We start from the raw sequence: 16,020 nt of genomic DNA on the forward strand, positions 1-16,020 counted from the left end.
GCACAGCGTTAGCGTCTGCGCAGTCGCTTGGCGATCAGCTCGCCCAGCGATTGGATCACTTGCACGATCACGATCAGGAAAATGACGCACGTCAGCATGACAGCCGGGTCCCAACGCTGGTAACCGAAACGGATTGCGACGTCACCCAAACCGCCCGCTCCAACCACACCCGCCATCGCGGTCGCCCCGATCAGGCCGATCGCCCCGATCGTCAAGCTGAGGATAAGGCCCGGTCTCGCTTCCTTCAGCAAGACGCGCGTAATAATCTGCTGACGGGTCGCTCCCATCGCCTGAAACGCTTCAATGACGCCTTTGTCCACTTCCAGCAGCGCCGACTCCATCAAGCGCGCGATGTACGGCGCCGTATACACAATCAAGGGCACGATCGCACCTTTCACGCCGATCGTCGTTCCGACGACGAGCTTGGTAAACGGAATGATGGCCACCATCAAAATGATGAACGGCAGCGACCGCAAGATGTTGATGATCACATTGAGAATCTGAAAGATAACCTGGTTTTCATAAATATGGTTCTTGCGGGTCACAACCAGCACGACGCCGACGATCAGCCCGATGATCGTGGAGATGACCAATGCATAGCCGACCATGATCGCCGTTTCTTCAATCGACTGTGCGTACAGGTCGCTGTTTTCCACAAAGCTTTGAAAAAAATTAGTCAGCATGTTCAATCACCTCAATCTGCAGCCGTTCCCCTGCCAAATAATCGATGCCCGCCTGAATCGCCTCGGCTTCACCCGTCACGCGGATGATCAGGCAGCCAAACGTCGTATCCTTGATTTGCGTAATGTTTCCGTACAAAATGTTGGGCCGCAGCGTAAACTTGGTGGCCAAATCAGCCAAAATCGGCTCTGCGGCATTGTCTCCGATGAACGAGATGCGCAAAATTTTCCCCGGCACCTGCTCTTCCTGAATCTTGTTGACCAGATGCTGCGGCAGGTTCACGTCAAAGATGCTCTTGATGAAGTTTTTCGTAATCGGCTTTTGCGGATTGGAGAAGACATCCAGCACTTTGCCCTGCTCGACAACCTCGCCGTTCTCCATCACTGCCACACGGTCGCAAATTTTCTTGATCACATGCATTTCATGGGTGATCAGCGCGATGGTGATGTTGTACTTCCGGTTGATTTCCAGCAGCAGGTCGAGAATCGATTCTGTCGTCTGCGGGTCGAGTGCCGATGTCGCCTCGTCGCACAGCAAAATTTCAGGATCGCTCGCCAATGCGCGCGCGATCGCGACGCGCTGCTTTTGCCCGCCGGACAATTGCGACGGATACATCGTCTCTTTTTCTTTCAAGCCGACCAGTTCCAACAGCTCGCGAACCTTTTTCGCAACCTCCTGTTTCGGGGCATGTACCAGGCGAAGCGGCGCAGCTACGTTTTCAAAGACGGTAGCGGAGGATAACAGATTGAAGTTTTGAAAAATCATGCCGATTTTGCGGCGAACACCGCGAAGCTGCGCTTCATTCAAGCTGCCCAGATCGACGCCGCCGATCAGCACTTTGCCCGATGTCGGCTTCTCCAAAAAATTGATGCAGCGAATCAGCGTGCTTTTTCCCGCACCGCTGAAGCCGATAATTCCGAAAATCTCGCCTTTCTCGATGTGCAGCGTCGCTTCTTTGACCGCTGTGATCTGCCGCTTGTTTTGATAAAATACCTTCGAGATTCCTTCTAGCTTTATCAAGGTATCCACCTACCCCCATCATGAAAAATAGTTCTGCTACCGCAACTGTGCTGGAAAAAGCAAACCACAGGTCCCCTCATGTATCGAGGAGACCTGTGTACAAAAGTAATGAATCGTTTACCAAGCAGGAACCATGGAATCGCCGTATTTCTCGGTTACAAACTTTTTCACTTCTTCAGACTGGAATGCTTTCACCAGCTTTTGGAAGACCGGTTTGTCTTTGTCTGCTTCACGAACCGCAATGATGTTCACCCATGGGGAATCTTTCGGCTCGCGGTAAATCGCGTCTTTGCTTGGGGACAAACCGTTTTCAATCGCATAGTTGGTGTTGATCACCGCTGCTGTCAAATCGCCCAGCGCTTTCGGAATGAACGCCGCATCCAGCTCTTTGAACTGCAGATGCTTAGGGTTGTCTACAATATCTTTAACCGTTGCGGTTGTGGTCACGCCGTCTTTCAATTTGATCAGACCTGCGCTTTGGAACAGAACCAGCGCGCGTCCGCCGTTTGTCGGATCGTTTGGCAGACCGAGCACATCGCCGTCTTTCAGCTCGGACAAGTTTTTGATTTTTTGCGAGTACACACCGATTGGATAGTTGATGGTGTCTGCCAGCTTCACGATATGCGTACCGTTGGTTTTGTTGAATTCATCGAGGTATGGCTGATGTTGGAACGCGTTGGCATCCAGTTGGCCGTCTTCGAGAACTTTGTTCGGTTGAACGTAATCGCTGAACGTTACCAGTTCGAGGTCCAAGCCGTCTTTCTTGGCGACGTCTTTCGCCACTTTCCAGATCTCTTCTTCCGCACCGGCCATAACGCCCAGTTTCAATTTTTCTTCAGCGGCAGGTTTCGCGGCATTCGCATCGCCGCCAGCTTGTGGAGCAGGTTGTTGGCCAGCTCCGCAACCGGTCACTACCAGAGCTACAGCCATCGCCAGGAAAATGGATAAGTACGATTTCTTCATAATTGCCCTCCTATTAACCGGATATCCGATTGGTTTACTATGGAATTGAATATACTAGCTATCGAACCATCCGTCAAGGTTTTTTACAAATATAAAAAATGAACGATTTCTTCCAGCTCGCCGATTCACACCAAAACCGGGGAAAGAATCAAAAGAACACCGCGGTTTCGCGTTACCAAATCAAAGGACACTTGCTATTATCTCTATACTGGGCACAATGATCAAGAGAAAAATATAGGATGGCAGACAAGTGCCATCTTTTTGCCCAAACCTCTATCTTTCAAGTATTTTCACAATATTTGCAATATAGTTCATCGTTTTTTCTACCGCTTCTTGCGGGTCGGTATTCCGCCGGTTGTTCACGAGAGCCGTCATCATTCCTTCCCAGATGAGCACCGCCATTTCGTTGACTTCCTCGATCGCTTCGTCGGTAATCTCTCGCTCCCGCTTGGCCATCTCGAGCAGCGCCTTGCTCCTCGTTGTTAAGTCAGACTCAAAAAGCAGCGGACGGATCTCGTCGGAAAACCCTACTAAATCGCTGGAATAAATGGAAAAATAACGGGCCAGCATTTCCTCCGGTTTTTCTCCCAGATCGGCGATATAGACCGCATGGTAAATTTGCGGATTGGCAAAGGAATGTTTGCAAAAGCATTCCCAGCTCAGCAAATATTTTTCCGTGTAGGTTTTTCCCCGTTCCAAATAGGAGGGCAGCTCCAGCAAGTAATCTTTCACAAAGCGCATGGAGGCGAAATAGAGCAGATGGGACAGCTCGCCGAAATAGTTGTAGATCGTCGAACTCGTATAGCCAGCGATGTCCGCGATTTTGCGCGCGCTGACATTTTCGATGCCTTCTTCTTTTATGATCTGTACGGTGGCATCGACAAAATATTGGAGCATGCGCTTTATTTTGATGTCTTTTCTGTTCATCATTCCACTCATTCCCCTACTGATCTTGGCTACAGGCATGTTGCCTTTCTTAATTATACACAACTTGGCCTGCACGCCTGAAACCCTCCCCTCGCCCCCCGGCATGAAGCTCCGCGATGCGCGGGAAGGTTGTGCCCAGGAATGACTAGAGCGCGCAGAAAAATTGCTTGCGCTTCACCTGCACTGGCTCCCGGTCCATATACAGGACGATCTCGCCTGCTTCCTCCTCAGCCTGATACATTTTCAGCGAGACGCTGGGCGAAAACAGCGCTTTTCCCGTTTTCAGATTGAACTCCCATCCGTGCAGCGGACAGCGGATGATTTCATTGTGGTGTCCATAGACGTATTCTTGCGGCCGGGAAGGCACCATCGTCCCGACAACCGAACCGTAGATCATCGGCACGCCTTGGTGCGGACAGCTGTTGCGAAAGGCGTGGCACTTTCCTTCCACGCGGATCAAGCCGATTTCGACGCCGTCGATGTCAAAAAGCTGACGCTGGCCCTCGGCCAGTTCTGCAGAGGAACAGACTGCTACGCGATGCTTGCCGTTATTGCTCATGACCATGTCCCCCCCTGCTTACAGCCTGAATGAATCCAGCGGATTTTGGTAAAAGATTTTGTGCTTCAGCTCTTTGGGGAAGTGCAGGAATGCCCGTTCCACCTCATCGCCATCCCAATGCGGATAGTCGCTGCAAAACAGGAGCATGTGCTCTGCATCGATCATTTGGATCAGCTCAACCAAATCTTTCGGACGGGCTGGCTCCTCGATCGGCTGCGTGCCGAAGCGGATGTTGCGGCGGATGTATTCGCTCGGCAACATTTTGACCCATGGCACCTCATGGCGGAGAGCCTTCCAGTTTTTATCCATCCGCCACATGGTCGGTGCGATCCAGGAGAATCCGTATTCGATGAAATTCACCATCAAGTTCGGGAATCGCTCGAATACGCCTTCGCATACCAGGCTGATCACGTTCCGCTGGCCGATCAAGCCGAGGGATGTATGCCATTCCATATACGTGGACGCTGGCCCCACCCCGAAGCTGGCCGCATACTCGCCCGTCCCCTCGGTGTCAGGGTGCAGCACGATCGGCAGGTTGTACGCTTCCGCGATTTCATAGATCGGCCAGTAATGCCGCTTGCCGAGCGGGATGTTGACACAGTGCATGTTGATGCCGACGATTTCCGGGCGTTTGCCGATGCGCTCGATCTCTTTGACGGCCAGCGCAGGATCGAGCGGCGTGATCTCCATCGTCATCTTGTAACGCGGGTCGCTTTTCACCCATCTGTGGTACAGCCAGTCGTTGGCGGCTGACGTGTACTTGGCAGCAACCTCCACGTTGTGGAAAGCGGCCATCGTCCCGTGCCCGATATTCAGGATGCCGGTTGTCGTCCGGCAGCGGTCAAACAAGTCTTTGGCCAAAAAAGCGGGATCGCTCCCCGGAATATCCCCCGACGGCGGAAACGCATCGGCACGCAGCGGGACAGGCAGCGGATTGGCGTAGGCCGACGCGGGAAACTTAAACGACCCGCTGTTTTGCTTGGAGAGCGCCCCTTTGGCGAATTTGCCGATATTCATATACTGCTGGATCGATTCATCCAGATACGGAATCAATTCATTGAAATCGCTCAAAACCGGATGCACGTCACAGTCAATCAATCCATTGTGCTCAAATGTAGCTGCCATGCTAGATTCACCCCGTTACACATACGTTGATAGAATCGTATTCAAAATATGAACGCGTTCATAAAATGACTTTAGCCTATTATCGCGCGGTCAAATCGTACGGTCAAGCGAAAGATCGGGCTTGTTGACGTTGCTCCGCCTGTATGTCGGGCAGGCGTGGATCATCCGGGTGGCCTCTCTTTTTTCTTCCTCGTACAAAAAAGCCACCCGATTCAGGTGGCTGTTACCCGCTGCTTCCCGCGTCATCCCTATGCGACATCGGAACAGCTTCTTCCCTACATCCGATTCAGCTTGACCCAAACCGACTTGACCTCGGTGTAAAGCTCCATCGCGTATTCGCCCATCTTTCGCCCGTATCCGCTCATTTTGTAGCCGCCGAACGGGGCTGCCGGATCGACCGCGCCATAAGCATTGATCCAGATCATCCCTGACTTGAGCGCCTTGGCTACCCCGTGGGCAAGCCCGATGTCCCGCGTCCAAATGCCTGCTCCCAGCCCATAGATCGAGTCGTTCGCTTGCTGAATAACCTCCTCGACGGTATCAAGACCGCTCCTTCCGCTTGTTTTCTTCGATGCCTTCAATAAATGCGCGAAACAGCCCAAGCTCCGCTTCATTTTTCAGCTTTTCCGGGTGCCATTGGACACCGATGGCCTGCCACTGTGTCTGGGCCTCCACCGCTTCGACAATCCCGTCCTCGCTCCAGCCGACCGGCTTGAATCCGTCCCCGAGCACACGCACGCATTGGTGGTGGATCGTATTGACGATGCGCTCCGTCGTCCCGTATGCCCGGGCAAGCCAGGAGCCTTCCGCCAGCTTGACCGGATGGCGCTGTGCCAAAATCGTCTCGGCATCCCCCTGGTTTTTGGGATGAGCGGGGTACACGCTGTGCAAATCCTGGTGCATCGCCCCGCCGAACGCGACCTGCATCATCTGAAAGCCCCGGCAGATCCCCAAGACCGGTAACCTCCGTGCTGCCGCTTCCCGCAATAAGGCGATCTCGAACTCGTCCGCCTTTTCGTTGACGTCATACGATTGGCCGCTATTTTCTTCGCCATAGCTGCGCGGGTCCACATCGCCGCCGCCCGACACGACCAGCCCGTCGAGCAGCTCCATGTAGGACGCAATATTGGCCAGATTTTGCGTCAGGATGACCGGCACGCCGCCCGCCAGCTCAATGCAGTTCGAATATTCTGGATCCAGCGTATACAAATCCGTCTTTTCCCCCAGAAAAGTAGGCAAATCCCTGCGCCAAGGCGTAATGCCGATGATCGGTTTTCGTCCATCAAATATGGTAGACATATTCGTTAAACTCCCAATCTGTGACGTGCTTTTGAAAGCGGTCCGCCTCCACCTTTTTCATCGCGGTGAAAGCTTTGACCATCGGTGCGCCGATCAGCTCGCAAAGCCGCTGGTCACGGAGCAGCACCTCGATGCTTTCATGCAAATTGCGCGGCAGCGAGATGCCTTGGCCGCCTTCTCCCGCCGGGCCGGGCGGCTCCAGTTCGTTGACGATGCCGTCGTAGCCGGCAAGCAGGCATGCGGCTGCGATCAGATACGGGTTCGCCGATGCATCGCCTGCGCGCAGCTCCAGACGGCTTCCCCGCCCTCGCTCTGCCGGGATGCGGACAAATGCCGTGCGCACATCGTAGCCCCAATCTGCCGCGAGCGGCGCCATGCTGTCGGGTACGAGCCGCTTGTAGGCATTGACGGTAGGCGCGAGGAAACTCATCGTAGCCGGCGCATGGCGAAGCACGCCTGCCATGAAATGCTTGCAGATTTGGCTCAAGCCGTCTGCCGCCTGCGGGTCATGGAACACATTCGCGTCCTGCCCGTTCAGCAAGCTGACATGAATATGAAAGCCCGAACCTGGCTCGTGCGTAAACGGTTTCCCCATGAATGTGGCGTGGAGCCCGTTGCAGGCCGCGATCTCTTTCACCATGTTTTTGAAGCGGAACGCGCGGTCGGCCGACTCGGTGGCTGTGCCATGGAGCATGTTGACCTCGAATTGCCCGCCGCCGATCTCATGGTTCGCTGCGGTCAGCTGCAAGCCCAGCGTTTTTCCCGCGTCCAAAAATTGATGCAGCATGCCCCGCTCATCCGATCGCCGTCCGACCGTGTACACCATGGAAGGACGATCGCTGTATTTTTTCCAGCCTGCCTCTGTGTGCTGGAGCAGATAAAACTCCAGCTCATGCGCGAACACCGGGGTCAGGTTCAGCGTTTCTTCAAAAAGCGTCACCGCCCGCTTCAAAAACTGCCTGGGCGAAATGTCGATTTCCTTGCCGTTGTGATCGTAAAGATCGGCCAGGCATTGCACGGTATGCGGCTCCCACGGAATGGTCGCCAGCGTAGATAAATCGGGAACGGCCCGCATATCGGGAAATCCGCGGTCCGGGGCCATTCCGGGTGCATTCAGTGGAATGCCGTCCAGGCCATCGACCAGATTGGCTACGCAAAACGTCTGCCCATCTTCTATGACATTGGCGAAATACTCGAGGGGAATGTCTTTCCCGCGCGGGTATCCATGCATATCGCTATAAGTGACGCGGACGTATTTGACCCCTTGCCGCTCCAGGCGCGTGATGATTTCCTTGACTGCATCCGGCCTTGTGTCCGTATATGTGGCCATTTTGTTTGGTTGCATGTTCCAATCCTCCATCGTCGCGTCATCAAAAGTTGCCCGTTTGATAGCGTGTTCGCAGCCGTTACGTGGTCCAGCCTTTATCCGGCCGATCGAACCATATATGCACTTGCCCGGTGCCGACCGACGCTTCATAGTCGGAGAACTGCACACCTGGGGCCGTGCAGCCGCTTCCCCCCAGCGCGCTGACCATCATGAGATAGTGGCCGAACCGTCCTTCCGGCGCATGCTTGCGGTACTCGGGCATAAGGCTGATGACCTCGCTATGCTTGCCTTCGGTCAGCAAGCGGATGACATGTTCATCCATCGCACGCGCTTCTTGCGTGAAGACGTGGGACAAGTCAGCCGACTCGTGCTGGCGGATGACGGAAAGCGGCCAGAAGCGGTGGGAAAGACCGCCTGATCCCAGCAGCACCACGCGTTTTCCGCTCTTGTCGATCGCCTCGCGCAGCACTTTGCCGAACTTCAGGAAATCATCCGGCTCTCCTGTTTGCGCGCAGCTGACCGACAGCACTTTCTCGCCTTGATGCAAATAATGAACGAGGTTGACCGTGCCGTAGTGGATCGGCAGGTTGGCATTGCGGCTCACATGCACCCATGTGTCCGGTTTTCCCTTCGCCGCTTCCTCGATCAGATCGGCCAGCTCGGGGTCACCCGCGTAGTCATACGGAATGTCGCACAGGCTGCGCGGCAATTCGTCCGATGTATGCAGCCCTTTGTAATGATGGCGCCCGTCCACGACCGTCTCAAACGTCGTATGCCAATGGGTATCAAAAATCACGATCGTGTCCGGCTTCAGCTTTTCCAGCACCTCTGAACGCAGGCGGCGAAGCCCGGTGACCACTGTGAAATCTTTGCCTTCATTGAGTTCCAGCCGAATCTCTTCCGGCAGCATGATCGTCGGTACGTGCGAGATGATGCCTGCCCCGATAATTTCCCCCATGATAGTTGCCTCCCTGTCACTTGTTTGGTCGAGCTTTATTGAAACGAACCGCTCCGCTTCGCCAGCGTTTTGACATCGCAGAAAAATTCAAAGCTCCAGTTGCCGCCTTCGCGCCCGATTCCGGAGTTTTTCGCCCCGCCAAACGGTGCCGACAAATCGCGTGCAAAAAATGTGTTGACCCAGACCGTACCAGCTGTCACCGCAGCCCCGACCCGGTTCGCCCGCTCCTCGTCTCCGGTGAAAATGGTGGCTGCCAAGCCATAATCCGTGTGATTGGCAAGCGCAATGGCTTCCTCTTCGGTCTTGAACGTCTGCAGCGTCAGGACCGGACCGAACACTTCCCGCTGCAAAATTTCCGCATCTTCCGGCACATTGATAAACAGTGTCGGCTCAAAGTACAAGCCGCCAAGCGCAGAGGAAACCCCGCCGCCGTAAGCGACTTCCGCTCCGGCTGCACGCGCCCGCTCAACAAACCCCTGCACCCGTTCCAAATGCTCGCGGGTAATCAGCGGCCCGACATGCGTTTCCGGCTTGCGCGGATCGCCCAGCACCAGCTCCTTGGCACCGGTTTTCATGCCTTCAATAAAGTCTTTCGCGATCGATTCTTCCACCAAAATGCGCGTGCCGGCGAGGCAGACTTGCCCTGCGTTGTCATATTGACCGAGCGCTGTGCGCAGCGCAGCAGCGAAATCGCAGTCGGCGAACACGATAAGCGGGGACTTGCCGCCCAGCTCAAGGCTGACCGGTACGATGCGATCGGCAGCTGCCTTCCCGATGATTTTGCCGGTTTCCTCCGAGCCGGTGAACGAAATCCGGGTAACGTCCGGATGTGCCGTCAGCGCTGCTCCCGCGTCTTCCCCGATCCCTTGCACAACATTGAGAACACCTGCAGGCAGCCCGGCCTCCTCGGCGAAATCAGCGAGCAGGGAGCATGTGAACGGCGCCCATTCCGGCGGTTTGATCACCACCGTATTCCCTGCGGCCAGAGCAGGTCCGACCTTCCACGTCGACAGCATGAACGGGGCATTCCACGGCGTAATCAAGCCCGAGACGCCCGATGGATCGTAATGGACGCTGTACTGCACACCGTTCGCTTCCCATGACTCGCCTTTCAGCGTTTCCGCCCATTCCGCGAAAAAACGAATGTTCATCGCGCCGCGTTTCATGACGCGCAGCCGGCTCGCTTCCAGCAGTGAGCCGTTGTTCGTCGTTTCCACGATGGCCAGCTCTTCGAGATGCGCCTCGATCACATCGGCCAGCTTTTTCAAATAAGGAGCACGTCCGCTTGGGCCGAGTGCAGCCCATGCCGGAAACGCTTCTTTTGCAGCCTGAACGGCCAGATCGATTTCCGCCTGGCCCCCCGCCGCCACCTCGCCCATGACGGATTCATCGATCGGACTGATCACCTGAAACGTGGATGCCGAGCTTACACGCTTTCCGCCGATATAGTGGTCAGGCGAAACTTCCACACCCGCGATATTGATTCGTTTGCTTTGTGTCAGCATTTAGTTCACCCCTATTTTCGCGTCTTGGCCGTTTTGCACCGGATCGGCCAGCAGCTGGTTCACCAATCGCTCCGGCTGCGTTTTGTCCGCGAGCTTGTAGTTCAATGCCGTCATGCGGAACGCATCGCTCAAGTAGAAGCGCTCGTACAGATCGCAGCGGCCCGCCAGCTCCGATCCGACGAAATCCCAGCCGAGACGGAACAGGCGAATGCGGTTTTCGGCGTCGGCATTTCTCGCCTGGTAATACTTCTTGATGTCGTCGGCAAGCGGCCCCTCGATGTCAGCCATACTCGGCGTGAGCATGAAGCCGCCGCCGCCGATCAGCTTCAGAAGCTCGGTCGCACGTGGAATCCATTTTGGCATCAGCCCTCGCAGCGCAAGCATCGGCCGATCGTCAGGCGCCCAGACGCCTTTTCCTTCCACCTCGAACGCGCCTTCCTCGGCAGCCACCACACCCGAGCGGGTCATCTCCATCATGTTCCAGATTTCGCCGAGCTTTTCTTGCACATGATCGAATGCGTTCACGCCGGTCATATCCGCGATCTTGTGGCCCAGGCCGAACGCGAACTCCAGCTTGGTCAGCGCGCGCGTCATCGCTTGATAGATGATGTAATTCCGCCAGTACCCGGCCCCGATCACTTCCGAATAGCCGATCGTATCGCCGTCCATGAACACCCGGTCCTTCGGCACATGCACATCGTCAAAAATGACGACCGCATCCATTTCATCAAAACGCGAGGAAAGCGGGTAATCGAAGGCGCTGCGGTCTTTGCTGAACGAATCGCGGCAGATGAACTTGAGTCCCGGCGTATTCATCGGGATGGAGAAGCAGATGGCGTATTTTTTGTCCTGCAGGCGAATATCGCTGCCGGGATAAACAGCCAGCTCATCCGCATAAGGGGCCAACGTCGCCAACATGCGGGCGCCGCGGACGATGATTGCGTCGTCGGTTTCCCCCACCTTGTGCAGCGACACCTCGCCTCCTCCTTGCTCCGCTTCCGCGACGGAGCGGTCTACCTGGGGATTGATGATGGAATGGGTCATGATCAGATCGTTTTCGCGCACATGCTTCTGGTACTTGATCATGTTTTGCGCGCCTCTTTCGTTGCCGCGCCGCGCCCACACATCCGCGTGTCCGGCAAAGCAGGCAAACGTCACATTCATGTAATCCGGGCTTCTGCCCATCAAGCCGACGGAAGCTTCCGCCCACAGCTTCATCGCTTTGCGGATGCGCTTGATGTCGTCCTTGCTGCGGGGAATCATGTGGGTGATGCCAACCTTTTCGCCTGTATCCGGCGAGTCATAGAGCATGATGTCCGGGTGCTCATGCTGCAGATCGAGCAACCTCGCCATCGACTCGGCACCACCCTTGAATTTGGGATGTGTCGTGACATCCTCGATCCGTTCGCCGTTCAACCAAATCTCTCGCCCATCGCGCAAGTCCTGAAGAAATTGCTTCCCTGTTCTGGCTGCCATACTACTCCTCCTCGAAATGTTGAGTGCGCTTCCAATTCCGCCAAATCAGCGTTTGCTGCCAAGCTGACGGACGGTCACGCAATCCATTTTCACTAACTTGAAAATTAAGAAATTTTACAACATTGATTATCGTTAGATATTTAACGTTCGATAGCATAAGAATAGAAGGCTCCCATTGTTTTGTCAAGTCATTAAATAGCTAACAATTCAAAAAATAGCAGGTACACCGTGGCTCGCGTTTTTTACGCACGCAAAAAGCCGCGCCCCTCTTTTCGGGACGCGGCTTTTCGGCCAGGCGCAGATTAAATCTCATCGATATTCTCGATCATTTTGCGCAGCATTTTGGTGACTGCTTTTTGCTCCTCCATACTCAATCCTTTGACGACCTGGGATTCGCCTTGGTTAAACTTGGGGTACAGCTCTTCGATGATCTGCCTTCCCTTTTCCGTAATCCGCAAGCGGACCAGCCGGCGGTCATTCGGATCGACTTCCCGCCTGCACAGCTCTTTGCGCTCAAGCGTATTGGCGATGCTGCTGATCGTCGCAACCGTCACGCCTTCCGAGACGGCCAGCTTCCGCGTCTCCATCGATTCCCAGATCCACAGGTCGTACAGGATGGAAAAAGCGGTCCAGGACAGATTGTACTCGGACAGCACTTTTTGCTCCATTTTGTTGCGCATGCGCTGCGTCGCCCAATACAGGTGCGTGCACACTTTCATGGCGCTATAGTCGATTTTGTAGTCGGTCAGGCGATTCAAAACATCCAATTCATCAGGCAATAATTCCTCGTCAATCGGGGGCATGATTTCCTCCTAAAGCACTGCTCGCTTGATTTGCCGAAATATTGAGTACCGTTAGATATATTATGATTATAGCATTAAGTTGGGCTGTGGTGGAAGCACGGGGATTTTCGGAAAAAAGTTACGCGTCGCTCTTACGATGCCTGCTGCGGGTCGGGGAGAACGGCTCCGCGAATCAAAGGGAAACTGCGCCCCAAAGCCACACGCTGCGCGGCGGAAGTATCTCAGGGACGTAGATGTGGCGCAAAGCGTTTCCCTTTGATTCGCTCCGCCTGGTGGGCATCGTAAAGGCGTCGCTCCACTTTTTTCCGAAAATCCCTTTGCTGCTGAGGAGAAAAAATAATAAAAGGAGGTCCTACATCGTTGCAGAACCCCTCTTTATGGCTAGAACGCATTCTTATTATTTTGGATGTCATAGCAAACTAGCATTCGCAGTTAAGCGTTTCTCTCTTCACTGCACGAATTTCGACGTGCCAGCAAGCCCCGCCTGCGATTTGCGGAGGCCACTGAAAAAGTCCTTTAAGCAAAGAAGGTACCTTTCCTCAAATACATTGAGGGAGCAGTACCTTCTTTGCTGTATAATTAATGTATTATAGCGAAAGGCGTGAAGCCCATTGTTCCAGCCCCAAATCTCATTTGCGTTCAGCCCTTATACGGCACTATACGACCTTATTGTGCCAAAGGATAACATGCTGCGCCAGATTAACGAGCTGGTGGACTTCTCTTTCGTCTACGGCGAATTGAAAGCAAACTATTGTCTGGACAACGGCCGCAACGCTATCGACCCCTTGCGGATGTTTAAATATTTGCTCCTTAAAGCCATTTTCGAGCTATCGGATGTGGATGTGGTCGAGCGTTCCCGATACGACATGTCGTTCAAATTCTTTCTTCAAATGGCACCGGAAGAGTCTGTCATTGATCCGAGTTCGCTCACCAAGTTCCGCAAGCTACGACTTAAAGACCTGAACTTACTGGATTTGCTGATTGGCAAGACTGTCGAACTAGCCATTGACCAGGGCATCCTAAAGAGCACGGCTATTATTGTGGACGCGACGCATACGAAGGCCCGTTACAATCAGAAATCTCCGAGAGAGATCTTGCAAGATCGTTCCCGTAAGTTACGAAAAGCGATTTATTCTGTAGATGAATCTCTGAAAGAGAAACTTCCCGCCAAGAACGTAGTAGATACGCTTGAAGCGGAGATCGAATATTGTGAGAAACTTGTACAAGCTGTCGAGAAGCAACTTGGACTCGCCCTATTGCCAAAAATCACAGAACCGCTGAATCTGCTCAAAGAGACCGTTGAAGATGACGTGGAGCAACTGCGCATCTCGCAAGATCGGGATGCGCGTGTCGGTCACAAGAGCGCGGACTCGTCGTTCTTTGGCTACAAAACGCACCTCGCAATGACCGAAGAACGAATCGTTACAGCTACCATTGTCACGACTGGAGAGAAGAACGACGGCAAGCAGCTACAGACGCTCGTAGAGAAAAGCAAAGCGGCGGGCATGGACGTGAAGACGGTGATTGGCGATACGGCATATTCAGAAAAAGACAACATCGCGTATAGCAAAAACAATGATATTGAATTGATTGCGAAGTTGAATCCGCAGATCACCCAAGGCGGACGTAAGAAAGAAGATGAATTCGAGTTTAACAAAGATGCAGGAATGTACGTATGTAAGGCCGGCCATATGGCGATTCGGAAAGCAAAGCAAGCTAGGAGGAAAGAAGGCGGGAAAAACCAAAGGACAATATACTACTTTGATGTAGAAAAGTGCAAGAGTTGCCCCTTTAAGGAAGGGTGTTACAACGGTGGAGCCAGCAAGACGTACGCTGTAACAATGAAGTCGGACGAGCACTCAGAACAAGCAGCATTTCAGGAAAGCGAGTACTTTAAAGCCAAGGCGAAAGAACGTTACAAAATTGAAGCAAAGAACAGTGAACTAAAACACCGACACGGGTACGACGTAGCGTCGTCCTCGGGTCTGTTAGGGATGCAAATGCAAGGTGCTATGGCGATATTCGCCGTTAATCTGAAGCGAATATTGAAGCTGACAGAGTAAATTACGAGGCTAAAACAAGATGAAACAAATGAAAAGACGACTATTCATCCAATAAATGGGGGATAGTCGTCTTTTTTGTTCAATCGCTTTTTCGTACTTCGAAAAAGCGTAAGTTTTTCAGTGGCCTCCGATTTGCGTGGCCTGGTTTCCTTCAACGCCATGGATAAAAGCGCAAGCAATAAAGGCGCGATGGCGGCCAGCAGCATGACGATCGGCAGGCCGTAGGAGTCGGCTAACGATCCTCCGATGCCGAGCACGAATGAGCCGACGATCTCGCCGACGCCGATGATGATCGCGCTGGCGGTCGCGGACAGGTGGGCCGGGACGGTTTCGACCGGGATGATGTTCATGAACAGCGGAGCGATGGCACCGATGATGCCGCCGATCAGCGAAATGATGACGAGCGTGCCGAACCATTCGGGAGCCAGGTACAGTGCGAGCGGTCCGGCAACGCCCAGCAAGGAAAAGCCGATGAGTGCCGGTTTGCGCCCGAAATAGTCGGAGAGCAGCGGAACAACGACGGCCCACATGATCGTGATGAGCCCCAATGTCGACATGACGAACCCCATTTTTTCCACGGAAAGTTTGCCCACCGTCGTCAAATACAGTGGAGCGAACGCCAGTGCCAGCAGAAAGCTTGGCACGCTTACCAAAAGAAATGCGATCCGCCAATTGATCATCGAGGCCAGCTGCGTGACCAGCACAGGTCCGACCGACCCTGCAATAACCGCTACGCCGCTGTTTACGATACCCGCATTCCGCCCAAACCGCCCCGGACTGGACACGGCGGCCACCATCGCCATCGCGAGCGGGAGGATCGGCCCCTCGCTCGCGCCCACCAATGTGCGCAGAAAAAGAAGCGCCGAGTACGAATGAGCGGCGGCCGACAGTGCCGCGAAGACTGACGTCGCCAAAACCGCGACGATCAAATACGTTTTCCGCTTCCCCGTCCGATCCGATCGGAATGCGATCAATGGGCCGGAAATAGCGTAGCCGATCGTTTGCCACATGTTGATCTGGCCGATTTGGCTGTTGTTCAGATCCAATTCATGAACCATGATCGGGACGAAATATGACAGTGCGGTCCGGTCGAGACGCTCCCCTGGACATCCAATTTTTCCACCCTTTTCAGGCACACCGATTCAATTCCGATGAAACTGCACATGAATTGGCTCCCATCATTGGCATGGGATGACTGGAATCAAAATTATCGAAATTAAATAAATTATTTGATACTAAACGTTAGATATGATATGATCTGCTTGTGTTTCGCACCCCACCTCATTTGTTTCCATTCTCATAGGAAAGGATTGA

General features: G+C 53.9%; 15 protein-coding genes. 1 reads left to right on the forward strand and 14 read right to left on the reverse strand.

The window, feature by feature from the left end; all coding sequences use genetic code 11:
* Window positions 1-8 precede the first annotated feature (8 nt).
* From ACTID9_RS26025 to ACTID9_RS26085, 13 genes are all read right to left on the reverse strand, one after another.
* Entirely contained in the window at window positions 9-683 is a 675-nt protein-coding gene (locus ACTID9_RS26025; RefSeq protein ID WP_441068137.1) for a methionine ABC transporter permease, read from the reverse strand.
* Entirely contained in the window at window positions 673-1,701 is a 1,029-nt protein-coding gene (locus ACTID9_RS26030; RefSeq protein ID WP_441068139.1) for a methionine ABC transporter ATP-binding protein, read from the reverse strand. The genes ACTID9_RS26025 and ACTID9_RS26030 overlap by 11 nt, the downstream gene beginning before the upstream one ends.
* 117 nt (window positions 1,702-1,818) lie before the next feature.
* Window positions 1,819-2,664 carry a MetQ/NlpA family ABC transporter substrate-binding protein gene (locus ACTID9_RS26035; protein ID WP_441068142.1) on the reverse strand — a complete coding sequence of 282 codons (846 nt, stop codon included), beginning with the start codon at window positions 2,662-2,664 and terminating at the stop codon, window positions 1,819-1,821.
* Between the two features lie 273 nt (window positions 2,665-2,937).
* Window positions 2,938-3,594: a TetR family transcriptional regulator gene (locus ACTID9_RS26040; protein ID WP_441068144.1), complete on the reverse strand. Its 657-nt coding sequence runs from the start codon at window positions 3,592-3,594 to the stop codon at window positions 2,938-2,940.
* A gap of 142 nt (window positions 3,595-3,736) precedes the next feature.
* Complete coding sequence (locus ACTID9_RS26045) at window positions 3,737-4,150, reverse strand: Rieske (2Fe-2S) protein (protein ID WP_441068146.1); 414 nt, start codon at window positions 4,148-4,150, stop codon at window positions 3,737-3,739.
* An 18-nt stretch (window positions 4,151-4,168) separates the two neighbouring features.
* Complete coding sequence (locus tag ACTID9_RS26050; RefSeq protein ID WP_441068148.1) at window positions 4,169-5,275, reverse strand: amidohydrolase family protein; 1,107 nt, start codon at window positions 5,273-5,275, stop codon at window positions 4,169-4,171.
* A 275-nt stretch (window positions 5,276-5,550) separates the two neighbouring features.
* Entirely contained in the window at window positions 5,551-5,856 is a 306-nt protein-coding gene (locus tag ACTID9_RS26055) for an aldehyde dehydrogenase family protein (RefSeq protein WP_441068150.1), read from the reverse strand.
* A complete protein-coding gene (locus tag ACTID9_RS26060; RefSeq protein WP_441068152.1) occupies window positions 5,816-6,574 on the reverse strand; it encodes a gamma-glutamyl-gamma-aminobutyrate hydrolase family protein in 759 nt (252 codons plus the stop codon). The genes ACTID9_RS26055 and ACTID9_RS26060 overlap by 41 nt, the downstream gene beginning before the upstream one ends.
* Entirely contained in the window at window positions 6,558-7,919 is a 1,362-nt protein-coding gene (locus tag ACTID9_RS26065) for a glutamine synthetase family protein (protein ID WP_441068154.1), read from the reverse strand. Before ACTID9_RS26065 ends, ACTID9_RS26060 begins: the two co-directional genes overlap by 17 nt.
* 61 nt (window positions 7,920-7,980) lie before the next feature.
* Entirely contained in the window at window positions 7,981-8,859 is an 879-nt protein-coding gene (locus tag ACTID9_RS26070; protein ID WP_441068156.1) for a hypothetical protein, read from the reverse strand.
* A gap of 35 nt (window positions 8,860-8,894) precedes the next feature.
* Window positions 8,895-10,364, reverse strand: a complete 1,470-nt coding sequence (locus tag ACTID9_RS26075; RefSeq protein ID WP_441068158.1) for an aldehyde dehydrogenase — start codon at window positions 10,362-10,364, stop codon at window positions 8,895-8,897.
* Window positions 10,365-11,840 carry a 4-hydroxyphenylacetate 3-hydroxylase family protein gene (locus ACTID9_RS26080; RefSeq protein ID WP_441068160.1) on the reverse strand — a complete coding sequence of 492 codons (1,476 nt, stop codon included), beginning with the start codon at window positions 11,838-11,840 and terminating at the stop codon, window positions 10,365-10,367.
* A 302-nt stretch (window positions 11,841-12,142) separates the two neighbouring features.
* Window positions 12,143-12,643, reverse strand: coding sequence for a MarR family transcriptional regulator (locus ACTID9_RS26085; RefSeq protein WP_441068162.1), 501 nt, complete (start codon window positions 12,641-12,643; stop codon window positions 12,143-12,145).
* Between the two features lie 611 nt (window positions 12,644-13,254).
* On the opposite strand from ACTID9_RS26085, the gene ACTID9_RS26090 reads away from it, so the two are divergent.
* Window positions 13,255-14,706 carry an IS1182 family transposase gene (locus ACTID9_RS26090; RefSeq protein ID WP_441068163.1) on the forward strand — a complete coding sequence of 484 codons (1,452 nt, stop codon included), beginning with the start codon at window positions 13,255-13,257 and terminating at the stop codon, window positions 14,704-14,706.
* Between the two features lie 44 nt (window positions 14,707-14,750).
* Here the strand turns inward: ACTID9_RS26090 and ACTID9_RS26095 are convergent, their stop codons facing one another.
* The gene (locus ACTID9_RS26095; protein WP_441068165.1) at window positions 14,751-15,842 is read right to left on the reverse strand and encodes an MFS transporter; all 1,092 of its coding nucleotides are present in this window, start codon (window positions 15,840-15,842) and stop codon (window positions 14,751-14,753) included.
* Between the last annotated feature and the right edge of the window lie 178 nt (window positions 15,843-16,020).

This window comes from Brevibacillus fluminis, assembly GCF_052072235.1.
Lineage (GTDB): Bacteria > Bacillota > Bacilli > Brevibacillales > Brevibacillaceae > Brevibacillus_D > Brevibacillus_D fluminis_A.